Genomic DNA, 12,945 nt, shown 5'->3' on the forward strand with positions numbered 1-12,945 from the left:
GTAGAAAATATAAATCAGAGGCTGTTTTTTTCAAGAAAAACAGATCATAAGAAAGGTGTTTTTAGTAATTGTTTTTTAATGTTATGGATTGGTTTCTAGTTGTACACGTGTTTTTTTTACGACGTTTTCCATTGAAAAATTAAAAGGAGTAGCTGTAGCGCCAGTTCCTCCTCCCGTCATAACAATATCTGCACTTGTGATACCTTCCAGCGGGAGTTCTGTGCTAATCCCTTCTAAGGTAGGAGAATTGATGACACTACCTTCCTCTATCCCAGAAATTGCAGCGATATATAGTTTTGGCTGGAATTTAAAAACAGCTTTTTGATGAGGTCTGATACTATTTCTGAATCCGACAAGCCGTCCATTGCGTAGTAGCTGAGCATGAATAGCCCCTTTGGAAAGATGGTTTGTAACAACGATTCCTTCCTCTGAAGTGGTTGTGTTTTTGATACTAGCTAATTGTAGAGAGGTCGTTGTGTTATGTTGCGTTACCTCGAACTGTTGTCCTTTATCAGCATCCAGTTTTGTAGTTTTATTACCTGAAGAATCACTACATACTAGTTGCGTTTTTTGAGAATAAGTAAGTGGATGTTTTTCGTTCTTATGACAGTTTGTTAGAACCTTCCAGGGAACAGTTAATGCATCAAAGTCAGTTGCTACATTCTTCTGAAAAATAACAACAGAAGCAGTATTAATATCATTAGACTTATTAATAAAATTTAATTTGATATCACTCATGAGAATAGATTTAGGAACCAGATTGCAAATTTGAGATTTCTCTGTTTGATGAAAAACAGGTGTTTGTACTTGATTTGATTAGTCAGTAACAGAGGGCGGGCAGTATATTTTATGTGGTTAAGGTATCGTTTTAATATGTGTCAGAGCTGTAAAAAAAAGCTACTCCTTTTCTAAAAAGGTGTAGCTCTTGATCGCATTGCTTTTTGATGCTAAAAAAAGATTATAATTTATTGACAATATCTTTTTTGTATTTCTTTAATAAAGCCCTGGTCATTCCTAAGTTTGCTTTGGTAGAATCAACCGCCAGGTAGATAAAATAATCTCCTTTCTCAGAGAGGTCGATGATATGAATTTGATCTGTTAAGGTAATCATGATGTCTTGTATATTGCTATCAAGACCAAGTGCTTTGATGGCACTCTTTTTAGCTTTTACTACTTCGAGATTATAAGCAGAAGCGATTTCCGGGTCAAAATCATCTTTGTTAGACAAAGAAACATATGATACTCCGGTTTCGACTTCTGTCACTGATACTGCAATAAAACCAGGTACGTTGCTACTAATATCATCTTTGAACTGGTCTAGAAAGTTACTATCTCCCATATTTTTAATTTTATTGGTTTATTATTTTATGTTACTCATATATTTTAACAATAGTCCCAGTTTAGATAAATCTCTAGAAGCTATAAGAATGATGAATTCTGAATCAATTTTATTAGCAATGAAATATCCTTCAGAAGTTTTTGCTACAAGTTGATCTAAATGACCATTGATTAAGTCCTGTGATAATTCATCACACATTGTAAAAGCAGTTTCTGTCATTAAGGCGATATTGGAGTCATATTCTACATTTATAGAATCAATGATATCTCCTTTTTCATTTGCCATAAGTACAATTTCTGCATTGGTTAAATCTTGGATTTCTTTTAAATCGGGCATATTGTTAATTTGGGTTTATGACTAAAAAAGATCCTTAAGTAGAAAAAGGATCGAATTCTTATTGAAGATACTAATAAAATGTTGATTTTAAAACAAATACAAATGGTTTTGTGATGGTTTATTAGAATTTATTTTCAGAACTAAAATTTTATACCGGGAATGATCTTTTTTTTAGAAAATTCTTTTTTAAGTGATTGGTTTTTATTATCTTAAAAAGATATGATGAAAGAAAAACCTACCCCGGAATTAAAAAAGATATTGTCTAAAAGAAAAGAAAGATTTAGACATTGTAGAATCGGTAACGGAATTGTGACCAGAGTAGATCTGGAGTTTTTAAGTGAAACCATTGATACTAAATCAGAAGCGCAAATACAAGATAGCACTACTGAAGAAATAGCTCAGGAAAAACACAAGAGAACAAGCAATAATGTAGAAGCTGTAAAAACGTATATCGATAAGATGAAAGGGGGCTATTTTGGCAGAAGGAAAAGCAGGTTTTAAACACTACTAAATGTATTCTTCTTGATAATGAAGATTTAAATGCGTTGGTTTTTGCCAGATAAACTCCATTTCTTATTGTAATACCCCGTGCGTACCTGAGGAGATTTGAGAAACTAAAACAAAAGAATACTTCCCTCGCTCATGCGTTGTGTTAACTCAATAAGACTAACTCAACACTATTTTTCATGCTTATTTTTGGAGAGAACCAGATAACCAATTAAAGTAAAGTGGCAATGTAACGGTACTTCTTTTTTTGTAGTCAACAAAAATGAAAAGATGAAAACAGTGATTAGTGCAAGTAGCATAATAATCCTTTTATTATGTTTTGCATGTAAAAAAACTCCTGCCAGTGTTATTGATCCCCTAGCGATAGATAATTATATAACAGATGTAATGAAGTTTCATCACATACCAGGAGTAGCAATAGGTATTGTTAAAGATGGAGCGTTAATATACGAGAAGTATTTAGGACAAGCTTCATTAGAAACAAAAGAAACGGTCAATGAGAAGACAACATTTCAGTTATTTTCTACTACCAAATTAATTACTACTGTAGCTGTTTTTCAGTTGATAGAAGAAGGGAAAATTAGATTGGAAGATTTGATAGTAAAGCATATCGATGACCTCCCTGTCCATTGGCAATCAATAAAAGTAAAACACCTGCTTACACATTCTTCTGGGGTGCCGGATTTTGTTAGGTATGGAGATGAACTCTCAGATGAAGAGTTAATGGCTTTATTAGAGAAGGATTCGATGTTATATGAAGCAGGGGATCGATTTAGGTACACCCAAACCAATTATTGGCTGTTAACTAAGCTAATAGAGAAAGTAACCCTTATGCCTTTCGAAGATTTTGTTCGTATTAACCAATTTAGGGGCGAAAAAAAATCGGTTTACTTTTCGTCAAATTCACTAGAAGAAAAAGAAAATAGAGCTACCAGATACTTTTATAATAATAAAGAAGAAAAGTTTTTAAAATCAACAATAGACAATGGGAGAAGAGGGCATTCAGGAAATGGGCTTAACTTGACATTGCGAGAATTCATAAAGTGGAATGATAGATTGGATCAGAATGAATTACTACTCCCAAAAACAAAAAAGGAAATGTGGAGTGCCTTTAATTTTGAGAATAAAAAAGATGATTTTTTATATGGCTGGGCGAATTACATTATCAATCAGCAAAAATCTTATGGTTTTAGTGGAGGGAATATAACAGGATTCAGAAAGTTTGTAGATGATGATCTTACGATTGTATTTTTATCCAATGGGAGCAAAGTAGCAGCTCATGATATACTTATAAATGATATAGCAAGAATGATTATTCCTAGTGTATATAAAAAGAAGCCTGTATTAGAAGCAGAAGTGATAAAGCTGGTACTGTCAGGAAATTATAAAGATGCTATAAAAAAGTATAGGACTCTTAAGGAAGAAAATAAGGAGAAACCATTAGAGAACCTACGATGGAATATAAATGGAATCGGTAATAGTTTCTTGTATTCAGAGGAAGGAAGAAAAGCAGTAGAAGTGTTTTCCGTAAATGAAAGCGTGTATCCCGAGTGGTGGGTTTCTTCAGCATCAATTGCAGAAGGATATGAAAATGTCAAAGAAAAAGACAGTGCCGTTTTTTATTATCTAAAAGCCATCCGAAATAATGTTACTAATGAATGGAATTATAACGATGAAATGCTTAAAAAACTCAAGGAATTATCACCTTCAGAAAAGCGTTAAAAGAAAGTAAAGAATGACTAATTATAATTTTTTCCGAAAAAAACCTCATATTTGTAGTCTGATTTTAAGAACTAAAAAAGAAATATATTCCGATGATTTTGTTTTTCATACATAATAAGGGCGCAGAAAAAGCCATTTTCAAAGAGAAATCATAGGCATATACTTAAAAGAAAATATATAAAATCGAAGCGCTCACCTAAAATGAGCGCTTTTTTTATGTTTTTTTATTACGAAATGCCTGTTTTATTAAAAATAAGGTAGAAAGTATAAATGGCTGTTGATCAATTTTTTACCAATCTCTATGATATCTGTTGTAATACGGACAGGACTCTTTTTGTGTTAACTTATTGGTTTTCAGATTTTTGTGATTATTTTTTTGTTTGTTAAATTAAAAAAAAGTTTCATATTTGCAGTCCGGAACAATGTTATGGAAACAGGTTCTGAAAAAACAAATATTCACCATTAAAAAACCGAAGGTTATATGATTTTTATAAAAAATAACTTTGAGATTATGCCAGATCAAGGAACTGTCGTAATGAAACTTCGGGACTTCAAGATGTAGGAAAACTGCTTAAAAAATGAAAGAAGTCCGCGAATATAAGTATCGGATTTTTTTCATTCAGATCTATCTAAGTAAGAATCTTCCGATAAACATACATATTTTTTGATATATCATGGAATGAGCTGTCATCAATAAGTTCATATGAGTTTATCGATCGGTAATTCCAATTCGATATTAATAAAGTTATACATATAAACAGATGAAACGAAACGATGTATTCTGTTAAGATTTCAGAGGTACTAGGTATTTACAGAAATCAATAGTCTACATTTTTAATTTTTTGTACCAGTTATTAGAGGCTTCATTCAAGAAACCTAAAAGATAAGTGGTATAACAATATCGTATATATAATTATGAAGCCAATAGCCATAAAAGGGCAGCGGCTAAAAGAAATATATTGTATTCGACGAAGACTAGCTCAGGTTTATAAAGAAATATATCAGTTAGGGTACATGCCACTGGAAGTTCCTATTCGACATGGGTGGTTTAGTGAATTGGTACTTACGACAAAGCTGGAAAGGTACAAAAATAAAGAAGCTATTCTCGAGGTGTACCAAATCATAGAGAAGTTGTATTGGGGTAGAACAAAAGAAGAAGCTACTCAAAAAAGGTTGAAGGAATCTACTAAATATATGTTGCATAAAAATGTAACTACTATAAGTAGACGCCAGTATAATCAATTGTCAGATGCGGCAAAATGTCTTTGTATACCTTTTTACTATTACACGGAACAGAAAAAAATACGACTTCGGTTTTATATAAATTTTCCATCATTGGTATATAGAGTAAAGCTGACACGAGCATATGTTACACATCAAAAAAAGATCAACCCTGCTCTGGAAGCAGTCTGTGATTTATTGGAGCAACAACTTCTGAAGAATGCGTATTACGCTTTGAGCCAAAAAGGAAATGCATGGAAAGACCGTTGGGGTACTCCCACATCTAAAAAAAGAAGACAAGACATTAAAAAAGGGTTGAAAAACTTACAACGGTATACCTGTAAAGAAATAATAGATAAAGAAATATCATGGGAAAGAAATTAAGAGGGAAAGACCTTATTAAGTTAGGGTTTCCGAAGAATAACAGTATTAATGTGGCATTAGGTCAGATTAATAGATATTATAAAAAGAAAAAAAAGGAACAGGTATTACAAGAAGCAAAAGAAGTACTTCTTAAACCGGAATTGTTTAAAGGAGATGGAGTATGGGGAAAAATAGCAGAAAGTCTGTTAACACCTGTAACAGTAAAGAAGCATGCATTAAATACGACAAGAGCTCCTTTTATGATATATGGAGAAGATGAAATAGATGACCAGGCGAAATATCAATTGTATGATGCTCTGAAATTGCCGGTTTCTGTAGCAGGAGCTTTAATGCCTGATGCACATACAGGGTACGGATTGCCAATTGGAGGTGTTTTAGCAACAAACAATGCTGTTATTCCATATGGAGTGGGAGTTGATATAGGTTGTAGAATGTGTCTGACAGTATATCCCGTTGCGGTATCCTATCTAAAAGGAAAGCGATATCGTTTAGAGAAAATTTTGTCAGAGCATACCAAGTTCGGAATGTATGAAACACATAAAATAAAACACGATCACGAAATTTTTTCCAGAGAAGAATTTACAACAATTCCATTGGTGAAAAAATTAAAAGATAAAGCGTACAAACAATTAGGAACCTCAGGAAGTGGAAATCACTTTGTAGAGTTTGGGATCGTTACGATTACCGATGCTGAGAATGAATGGGGGATAAAACCCGGGGATTACTTAGGGTTGCTTACACACAGCGGTTCCAGAGGGTTAGGAGCAAATATAGCAAAACACTATACGCATTTAGCCACCAAACAATGTCCATTACCTAAACACGTACAGCAATTAGCCTGGTTAGATCTGTCGACACATGACGGGCACGAGTACTGGCTAGCGATGAACCTGGCAGGAGATTATGCCCAGGCATGTCATGATGATATCCACAAGAGAATAGGGAAGTTAATTGGGGCTAAACCTATTTGTAAAATAGAGAACCATCACAATTTTGCCTGGAAAAAAATGGTGAATGGAGTTGAATGTATTGTACATAGAAAAGGAGCAACCCCAGCAGGAAAAGGAGCCTTGGGGATTATTCCCGGGTCTATGACTGCACCGGGTTATATCGTTCGGGGGCGAGGGAACTCAGAAAGCTTACATTCTGCTTCTCATGGAGCTGGACGATTGCTGTCCAGAAGAAAATGTAAAGAAAAATTTACCAAAAGCGCTATCAATAAAGTGCTCAAAGAACATGGTGTTACAGTACTTGGAGGAGGGGTTGATGAAGCTCCAATGGCATATAAAAATATACATAATGTAATGGCTAACCAAAAGGAATTAGTAGAGGTAGTAGGCACTTTTACTCCTAAAATTGTCAGAATGGATAGATGAAATGGAAGAAAAAACTATACAAATAACAGCAGCAAGAGGACCAGCAGAATGTTGGTGGGTTGTTGCGCAGGTGCTGAAACGGTTTTTAGCAGATATGAAAGAAAAAAGAATGGTCTGTACGGTTCTTCATAAGGATCAGGGTGTTGAAAATGGAACAATTAGATCTGTAATAGTCAGGGTAAGCGGAGAAAAAGCAATGATCAAGTGCCAGGAATGGATCGGAACTATTCAATGGATTGGAACTTCAAGGTATCGAAAATATCACAAACGAAAAAACTGGTTCATAGGTGTACATCAGCTGGAAGAGAGTAAAGATGATACGTTTGATGAAACTCAGATTACCTATCAAACCATGAAAAGTTCAGGACCGGGAGGGCAACATGTAAATAAAGTGAACTCTGCAGTACGAGCTATTCATAAACCCACAGGAGTGATGGTGGTAGTAATGGATCGAAGATCCCAGCATCAAAATCGGAAAATTGCAAAAGAACGATTGGAAGAAAAAGTAAAAAAGGCTCACTTAGAAAGCATAAAAGATAGATTGAATCAGGAATGGGATCATCAGGTGAAGTTATCGAGAGGAAATCCTGTAAAAGTTTTTACTGGAAGTGATTTTAAGAAAAAACAAAAACGCAAAACATATAAAGATAAACGTAATCAATTAAAGAGAGCATTGCGAAACACTATAAATGAATAAAAATGGCAAGTTTATTAGATAAATATGTATTTCAGGCATTGGAAGCATATCCGTATGATTTAATGGAAGCAGTAGAAGCAATTAATTATGCCTTGTCATATGATGAAAAAAATCCGATCGTGCTCTGTCTTATGGGACAGATACAGGCAGAAGCATTAAAAGATTATGAAGCGGCAAAAAGCTACTATCAACAGGCATTAGCAGAGAATATATATTGTTTCGATGTATATCCTAATTATATCAATGTATTGTTGTGGAATGAGGAATATGATGCAGCTGCAAGATTAATTGAATTCGGACTTTCTGTAAAAGGAACCGATAAAGGGATTTTATATCAGAAAAAAGCCTTGCTTTTAGAGCATCAAAAAGCATATAAAGAAGCGTTGAAATGGTTAAAAGTGGGAAAAGAGCATACCTATAATGCGATGTTGATGCAGGAAATAAAAGAAGATGAAATTAGGGTAAAAGAGAAAATACCGAAGAAGAAAAAGAAGAGAACAGAAGAAAAAGAAACCTAAAATGGGAACAGTACACAATAAAAAGCGATATGGAGAACAATGGCCGGAATATAGAATTGTTCCGGTTCTGGAAATATTAAATGAATTAAGAGCATATGTTATCCTTTCTGGAGGGTGGGCATGGCATTTTTTATCCCCAGAAGGACACACAGAATACAAACATGCACATGATCATAAAGATATAGATATTTTTGTCAATCCGATAGATGTTCCTTTAGTGATGAGAATTTTGCAAAAGCAAGGATTTGAAAAGGTGTGGACACGATATGATATGATGCCAGGAAATGAAGGGTTTAGACGATATGAAAAAACAGAGATGTTATTCGAAAGCAAGTTTTTTCGGGTAACAATAGACTTTTTTGAACGAAAGGAAATCCCAACGCGAAAAGTAAGAGGGTGGAATATTGTAGAGCCTGTTTACTTATTAGGATTGTACGGGTCTATTCATTCCGGAGAACAATGTTGGGCAGTACAGGCGAGTAAAGAACTACTGGCTCAAGGAATTGACCCTTTGGATAGAGAAGAGTTGGTGACTCTTCCAAAATATCATCCAAAATGACGAGATAACCCTGCTATGAAGTAATTAGATGATTCGCGTCATCAGTGATATGATGATGCGAATCATTTCTATATCATTTTCAACCTAAATTTATTCAATAAAACGACTTTTTATTGAATAAATTTAAATCAGAAATAATACTAGTGTAACATTGAATGCAAACAAATACTATCGGCTTCTTCTTTTTAGGAAATACCCTTGTCTAATTGTTCTTTCGTATCTTTTAATAGGAGCCTGATCCTTTTTAGAAGTTTCTTCAGAAGAAAGTGAAGAGGCTTTGATTTCATTCTCCGGGGAATGATCAGTGGCGATGGTTTCCAGTAATTTGAGATAATCAGATTTACCAAAAACTCCATTAGAAATTCGGTAGTGATCAAATTCTTTCCTTTTGCGATCAAGGTCAAGCCTTATATCAGCGATATCTTTCATAACTATTTAATTTGGGACCTTGCAAAATTAAAGATATCCGGGTTTTTAGAAAAGAAGAGGGGCTTATTTATTACAAAAATTAATGTTATTTGAAAATTAAATTTTTATTAAATTTTCATTTCGTTGGCAATTTATTAAAGAAAGTGACAAGGAAAAATTGAATAGTATGTATAAAAATAATAATAAGTGTTGTAAAGTTGAATAATTTCGTATTTCATCAGTGTTTTTCAGGGGTTTGGTTCGTTGTATAAATTGTCAGATACATAAAGTTATTAAGGCTAAATGTGTATTTTTGCTTCATTTTTGAAAAGAAATGAAAATGACGAATGTTAACTTATAGTTAACTGGTTAGCGATTTTTTTTAAATAAGAAACAAATGAGTGAAAAGACCCCATTACAGTTAGACAAGGTATTAGAAGATACAGGAGCAGATGCGGCACTTTTATTAGATTTGGAAGGGAATGTAATAAGTGCGTCTCATGTCGATTATGAGCAGAACATAGCAGCAATGGTACAAATGATATATGCTATGGGAAGTGATTTATCCCAAGATCTAAAAAATGGGGAGCTAGAACAACTCTTAGTAAAAGCATCAGCGGGTTTTTTTGTAGTGAATAAACATGGAGAAGATGCAATCATAGTGATTTTTTCCAAAGAAGTTTCCAAAATAGGTCGCTGCTTAAAAATGATTAATACTTTATAAAACAATTTATATTATACCAAAACTACTATGTCAAATTTTTTAGATCAATTTATTGAGGATATTAAAACAAATGTTCCTGGGTTTATTGCAGTATCAGTAACAGAAGTGGCAACTGGAGTATCTTATGTATCACATTCTAATAAAGCAGATTTTGATCCGGATATCGCTTCAGCATTCAACCTGGAAGTAGTCAAAGCGAAATTAAAAGCGATTAGCGCATTAGGACTAAGTTCTTCTATTCAGGATATTATGATTACACTAACAGATCAGATTCATATTATTGATGTTTCTGAGAAAGTAGATTATTTTATCTATCTGGCAGTTGATTCTTCTTCTGCTAATCTGGGAATGACCAGAGCTTTATTAAAGAAATACAAAAAAGATATTGTTCAAAAATTATAAACAAGTGCGTTTTTTTGATTATAGACCTACATGTAATCTAAAAAAACGTTTTTTAAGAAAGGGAGCTGTTAAGCTCCTTTTTTTATATGTATATGTTTCTATATTATAAAAATAGTATGATTATTGTAGTGATGTTTTCCATTTAGCAGAAATGAAACCGGTTGATTTTTAAAAAAATCATTACATCCAGATTTTTTAAAGTATAAATGGAATTAACTACGGTGACATGAGCTTTTTTATGATCCGGAAAAAAATCGAATTATGATTAGAACAATACTAGTATTTGCAGTTGTTATATCTGTAGTAAGTTGTACATCCGTTAAGAAATTTAATGCGCAATTGACCAGAGAGCACACCGTTACGGAACTACATGCAGATGTAGATTATGCGCTGAAGAAATTGAAAAAACTTCATCCGGATTTGTATTGGTATATAAGTAAGGAAGTATTAGAACAAAAATTCGATAGTCTCAAAAACTCGATAAAAAGTCCGATGAGCAGTCAGGCATTTTATAAAAAAATAACTCCGGTTATTACCAGCATAAGACAAGGACATACCAGTGTAGGGATGCCGGGAAAAAGACAAACAAAAAAAGAGGTAAAAGAAAAAGGAGTTAGGAAATCCCCCTTTAAATCGTTGAGAATAGAAAAAATTGCAGATGAATTGGTAATAAAGAAAAATCATGGTAAGGATAGTACAAAATACGTAGGAGAAACTTTATTGAAGGTAGATGGAAAACCAGTAGAGGAGCTGTTAAAGGCATTTAAAAACCTTCAGACAGGAGATGGGTACAACCAAACATTTATTCCTCGTTATACAAGTACTTATCTCGGGTATTTTTATGAAAAAACACATCCTCAAAAAGATAGTGTATTATTGACTTTAAAAAAAGGAGATCTAGTCTATGAATCCTATTTACATGCCATCTATTCCAAGAGTAAATCTTCAGAGAAGAAAAAAGACTCCATAAGACCAGCCAGGAAGAAAATAAGCAGGGAAGAAAAGAGAATAGCCAAGGCAAAGAGAAAATCAATTCAGAAATACCGAAAGCATCATGGTTATAACCCATACACCAAAGAATACAACAGAAACTTCACACTCATTAGATCAGATACCCTTCCTGTAGTAGGGTATATGAAAATAAGAGGGTTTTCCAAAGGAAGGTATAAGGAGTTTTATGAAGACAGTTTTCAGAAAATGGATTCGGCAAAAGCTTCACATCTCGTATTAGATCTTCGAGGGAATCTGGGAGGGAGACTATCAGAGATAGATCATTTATATGCATATCTGACGGATAAAGAATATGTTTTTATCAAAAAAGCAACTATGACTAGCCGGACAAGTAATCTGTATCCTCTGTATCATTCACCTTCCTGGTTTATGAAGGCGTTAGGAGTTCTTTTTTCTCCGGGAGTTGCATTGTTTCAGGTTGTTACAGTCAAGAAGGATAATGGGATTCCTTATTTTAAGTTTAAGTATAACAAGTCCAGAACTCCTAAGGAACGCAATTATAAAGGAGCGGTCTATGTGCTGATCGATGGAGAGAGTTTTTCTGCGAGTAGTATTTTGTCGACCCATCTAAAGGCTACAGGGAGAGCAACTTTTATAGGAGAAGAAACCGGAGGGGCATACAATGGAACTATTGCCGGAGTATTTGCGAATGTAGAATTACCAACCTCCAAACTGAAAGTTAGGATAGGCCTAATGAATATTAGCACCCCATATGAGACCAAACCAGATGGGTATGGGATTAAGCCCGATATAACGATACCAGAGAAACACAAAAACAAAGATAGTATTTTACAAACCGCTTTACAGCAAATCGCTAAAACCAAAGAAAACTAAACCTGCTCAAGCCGGTATGTAATGGCTTCTTCGAATTCTGAAAGGATAGGAGAAGTGTTTTTAGGCAATACAAGTGTACAAATGTATTCATCAATACAATAAGAAACAGCCTTGTATTGAGCAAAGTTTTTAAAAGTACTGATATAGGCATTCCCCTCTTTAGAAATGCTCTCTATCTCCAGAATATTAAAATCAGCCATTAAGCCGGTTTTTAATATTTTAGAAAGCCCTTCCTTGATAGTCCATATCATCGTATAGCAAACAGAAGATGGAAGAAGATAGGAAGTGAGTAGGTTGAATTCCTGGTCATTGATGACACTTTTTAATGCATCGATACCTTTTTCATTAACACGTTCGATGTCAACTCCGATAGGATGGCTTTCAGGGAATGCTAATGCGATTCCAATAGTATCACAGTGACTAATACTTACTTTTGTATTATGAATGTGATGAGACTCTATAACAGGGAATTTAAAAATACCAGAAGAAATAAGAATACTATCAGCAGCTACGGTGGGAAAGAGAATGGATAAGGCTTTTTTTGCAGCATATCGCCCCAAAAGATAACTAGATTTTCGCTTTCCGAATTTTAACGCCTGTACTGTAGTAGTTTCTTTAGGATGTAAAAGATGAGTTATGGATTCTAAATCTTGAAGTTCTTTATGAATGATACAAAAACCAGCCATAAAAGTACGCTCTTTTCTCTCTAATGGTATAACTCCTTTTCTATACATAACCTGTCAACCTTATAATCTATAAAGATATTTAAATAAAAAAGATTTTTTACCCTAAAAAGCGTTAAAAGAATCGATTTTATGTAACTAAATATACTAGTGGAAGAACGTAAAAAAAACTTTTTTCTTCTGAAGTTTTCAAAGAAACATAAGAAGGATTGATTTTTTAATTA

General features: G+C 33.8%; 15 protein-coding genes. 10 read left to right on the forward strand and 5 right to left on the reverse strand.

What is annotated here, in order from left to right; translation table 11 throughout:
* Positions 1-81: 81 nt before the first annotated feature.
* The 3 genes from ACFSTE_RS08915 to ACFSTE_RS08925 all read right to left on the reverse strand — a co-directional run bounded on the left by ACFSTE_RS08915 (position 82) and on the right by ACFSTE_RS08925 (position 1,675).
* Positions 82-738, reverse strand: a complete 657-nt coding sequence (locus ACFSTE_RS08915) for a hypothetical protein (protein WP_378258801.1) — start codon at positions 736-738, stop codon at positions 82-84.
* A 220-nt stretch (positions 739-958) separates the two neighbouring features.
* Positions 959-1,339 (reverse strand): hypothetical protein, encoded by a 381-nt coding sequence (locus tag ACFSTE_RS08920; protein ID WP_176027386.1) that lies wholly within the window; start codon positions 1,337-1,339, stop codon positions 959-961.
* 21 nt (positions 1,340-1,360) lie between these two features.
* Entirely contained in the window at positions 1,361-1,675 is a 315-nt protein-coding gene (locus ACFSTE_RS08925; protein WP_176027385.1) for a hypothetical protein, read from the reverse strand.
* 219 nt (positions 1,676-1,894) lie between these two features.
* Here ACFSTE_RS08925 and ACFSTE_RS08930 point away from each other — a divergent pair, with 219 nt between their 5' ends.
* The 7 genes from ACFSTE_RS08930 (at position 1,895) to ACFSTE_RS08960 (ending at position 8,659) form a co-directional block, all read left to right on the forward strand.
* Positions 1,895-2,176: a hypothetical protein gene (locus ACFSTE_RS08930; RefSeq protein ID WP_176027384.1), complete on the forward strand. Its 282-nt coding sequence runs from the start codon at positions 1,895-1,897 to the stop codon at positions 2,174-2,176.
* A 276-nt stretch (positions 2,177-2,452) separates the two neighbouring features.
* Positions 2,453-3,904, forward strand: coding sequence for a serine hydrolase domain-containing protein (locus ACFSTE_RS08935; protein ID WP_378258804.1), 1,452 nt, complete (start codon positions 2,453-2,455; stop codon positions 3,902-3,904).
* Positions 3,905-4,819: 915 nt separating this feature from the next.
* A complete protein-coding gene (locus tag ACFSTE_RS08940; protein WP_378258806.1) occupies positions 4,820-5,509 on the forward strand; it encodes a hypothetical protein in 690 nt (229 codons plus the stop codon).
* Positions 5,494-6,885: an RtcB family protein gene (locus tag ACFSTE_RS08945; RefSeq protein ID WP_378258808.1), complete on the forward strand. Its 1,392-nt coding sequence runs from the start codon at positions 5,494-5,496 to the stop codon at positions 6,883-6,885. The genes ACFSTE_RS08940 and ACFSTE_RS08945 overlap by 16 nt, the downstream gene beginning before the upstream one ends.
* Position 6,886: 1 nt before the next feature.
* Positions 6,887-7,582 (forward strand): peptide chain release factor H, encoded by a 696-nt coding sequence (gene prfH, locus ACFSTE_RS08950; protein WP_176027380.1) that lies wholly within the window; start codon positions 6,887-6,889, stop codon positions 7,580-7,582.
* A 2-nt stretch (positions 7,583-7,584) separates the two neighbouring features.
* Entirely contained in the window at positions 7,585-8,100 is a 516-nt protein-coding gene (locus tag ACFSTE_RS08955; RefSeq protein ID WP_176027379.1) for a hypothetical protein, read from the forward strand.
* 1 nt (position 8,101) lies between these two features.
* The gene (locus ACFSTE_RS08960) at positions 8,102-8,659 is read left to right on the forward strand and encodes a hypothetical protein (RefSeq protein WP_378258812.1); all 558 of its coding nucleotides are present in this window, start codon (positions 8,102-8,104) and stop codon (positions 8,657-8,659) included.
* Positions 8,660-8,827: 168 nt separating this feature from the next.
* On the opposite strand, the gene ACFSTE_RS08965 is transcribed toward ACFSTE_RS08960, so the two are convergent.
* Positions 8,828-9,088 (reverse strand): hypothetical protein, encoded by a 261-nt coding sequence (locus ACFSTE_RS08965; RefSeq protein ID WP_378258814.1) that lies wholly within the window; start codon positions 9,086-9,088, stop codon positions 8,828-8,830.
* A gap of 376 nt (positions 9,089-9,464) precedes the next feature.
* Here ACFSTE_RS08965 and ACFSTE_RS08970 point away from each other — a divergent pair, with 376 nt between their 5' ends.
* The 3 genes from ACFSTE_RS08970 to ACFSTE_RS08980 all read left to right on the forward strand — a co-directional run bounded on the left by ACFSTE_RS08970 (position 9,465) and on the right by ACFSTE_RS08980 (position 12,038).
* Positions 9,465-9,791, forward strand: a complete 327-nt coding sequence (locus ACFSTE_RS08970; protein ID WP_176027376.1) for a roadblock/LC7 domain-containing protein — start codon at positions 9,465-9,467, stop codon at positions 9,789-9,791.
* A gap of 27 nt (positions 9,792-9,818) precedes the next feature.
* Entirely contained in the window at positions 9,819-10,193 is a 375-nt protein-coding gene (locus tag ACFSTE_RS08975) for a hypothetical protein (RefSeq protein WP_176027375.1), read from the forward strand.
* Between the two features lie 261 nt (positions 10,194-10,454).
* Positions 10,455-12,038: a S41 family peptidase gene (locus ACFSTE_RS08980; protein WP_378258816.1), complete on the forward strand. Its 1,584-nt coding sequence runs from the start codon at positions 10,455-10,457 to the stop codon at positions 12,036-12,038.
* Here the strand turns inward: ACFSTE_RS08980 and ACFSTE_RS08985 are convergent.
* Complete coding sequence (locus ACFSTE_RS08985; RefSeq protein ID WP_176027373.1) at positions 12,035-12,772, reverse strand: 4'-phosphopantetheinyl transferase family protein; 738 nt, start codon at positions 12,770-12,772, stop codon at positions 12,035-12,037. The genes ACFSTE_RS08980 and ACFSTE_RS08985 overlap by 4 nt on opposite strands.
* Positions 12,773-12,945: the final 173 nt, after the last annotated feature.

The sequence above is a fragment of the Aquimarina hainanensis genome (assembly GCF_042684685.1).
GTDB classification, from domain to species: Bacteria; Bacteroidota; Bacteroidia; order Flavobacteriales; family Flavobacteriaceae; genus Aquimarina; species Aquimarina hainanensis.

Coding starts and splice junctions, on each gene's coding strand:
- ACFSTE_RS08930 (WP_176027384.1), top strand. CDS start 1,895: ATGATGAAAGAAAAACCTACCCCGGAATTAAAAAAGATATTGTCTAAA.
- ACFSTE_RS08980 (WP_378258816.1), top strand. CDS start 10,455: ATGATTAGAACAATACTAGTATTTGCAGTTGTTATATCTGTAGTAAGT.
- ACFSTE_RS08940 (WP_378258806.1), top strand. CDS start 4,820: ATGAAGCCAATAGCCATAAAAGGGCAGCGGCTAAAAGAAATATATTGT.
- ACFSTE_RS08920 (WP_176027386.1), bottom strand. CDS start 1,339: ATGGGAGATAGTAACTTTCTAGACCAGTTCAAAGATGATATTAGTAGC.
- ACFSTE_RS08965 (WP_378258814.1), bottom strand. CDS start 9,088: ATGAAAGATATCGCTGATATAAGGCTTGACCTTGATCGCAAAAGGAAA.
- ACFSTE_RS08935 (WP_378258804.1), top strand. CDS start 2,453: ATGAAAACAGTGATTAGTGCAAGTAGCATAATAATCCTTTTATTATGT.
- ACFSTE_RS08975 (WP_176027375.1), top strand. CDS start 9,819: ATGTCAAATTTTTTAGATCAATTTATTGAGGATATTAAAACAAATGTT.
- prfH (WP_176027380.1), top strand. CDS start 6,887: ATGGAAGAAAAAACTATACAAATAACAGCAGCAAGAGGACCAGCAGAA.
- ACFSTE_RS08955 (WP_176027379.1), top strand. CDS start 7,585: ATGGCAAGTTTATTAGATAAATATGTATTTCAGGCATTGGAAGCATAT.
- ACFSTE_RS08970 (WP_176027376.1), top strand. CDS start 9,465: ATGAGTGAAAAGACCCCATTACAGTTAGACAAGGTATTAGAAGATACA.
- ACFSTE_RS08925 (WP_176027385.1), bottom strand. CDS start 1,675: ATGCCCGATTTAAAAGAAATCCAAGATTTAACCAATGCAGAAATTGTA.
- ACFSTE_RS08915 (WP_378258801.1), bottom strand. CDS start 738: ATGAGTGATATCAAATTAAATTTTATTAATAAGTCTAATGATATTAAT.
- ACFSTE_RS08945 (WP_378258808.1), top strand. CDS start 5,494: ATGGGAAAGAAATTAAGAGGGAAAGACCTTATTAAGTTAGGGTTTCCG.
- ACFSTE_RS08985 (WP_176027373.1), bottom strand. CDS start 12,772: ATGTATAGAAAAGGAGTTATACCATTAGAGAGAAAAGAGCGTACTTTT.
- ACFSTE_RS08960 (WP_378258812.1), top strand. CDS start 8,102: ATGGGAACAGTACACAATAAAAAGCGATATGGAGAACAATGGCCGGAA.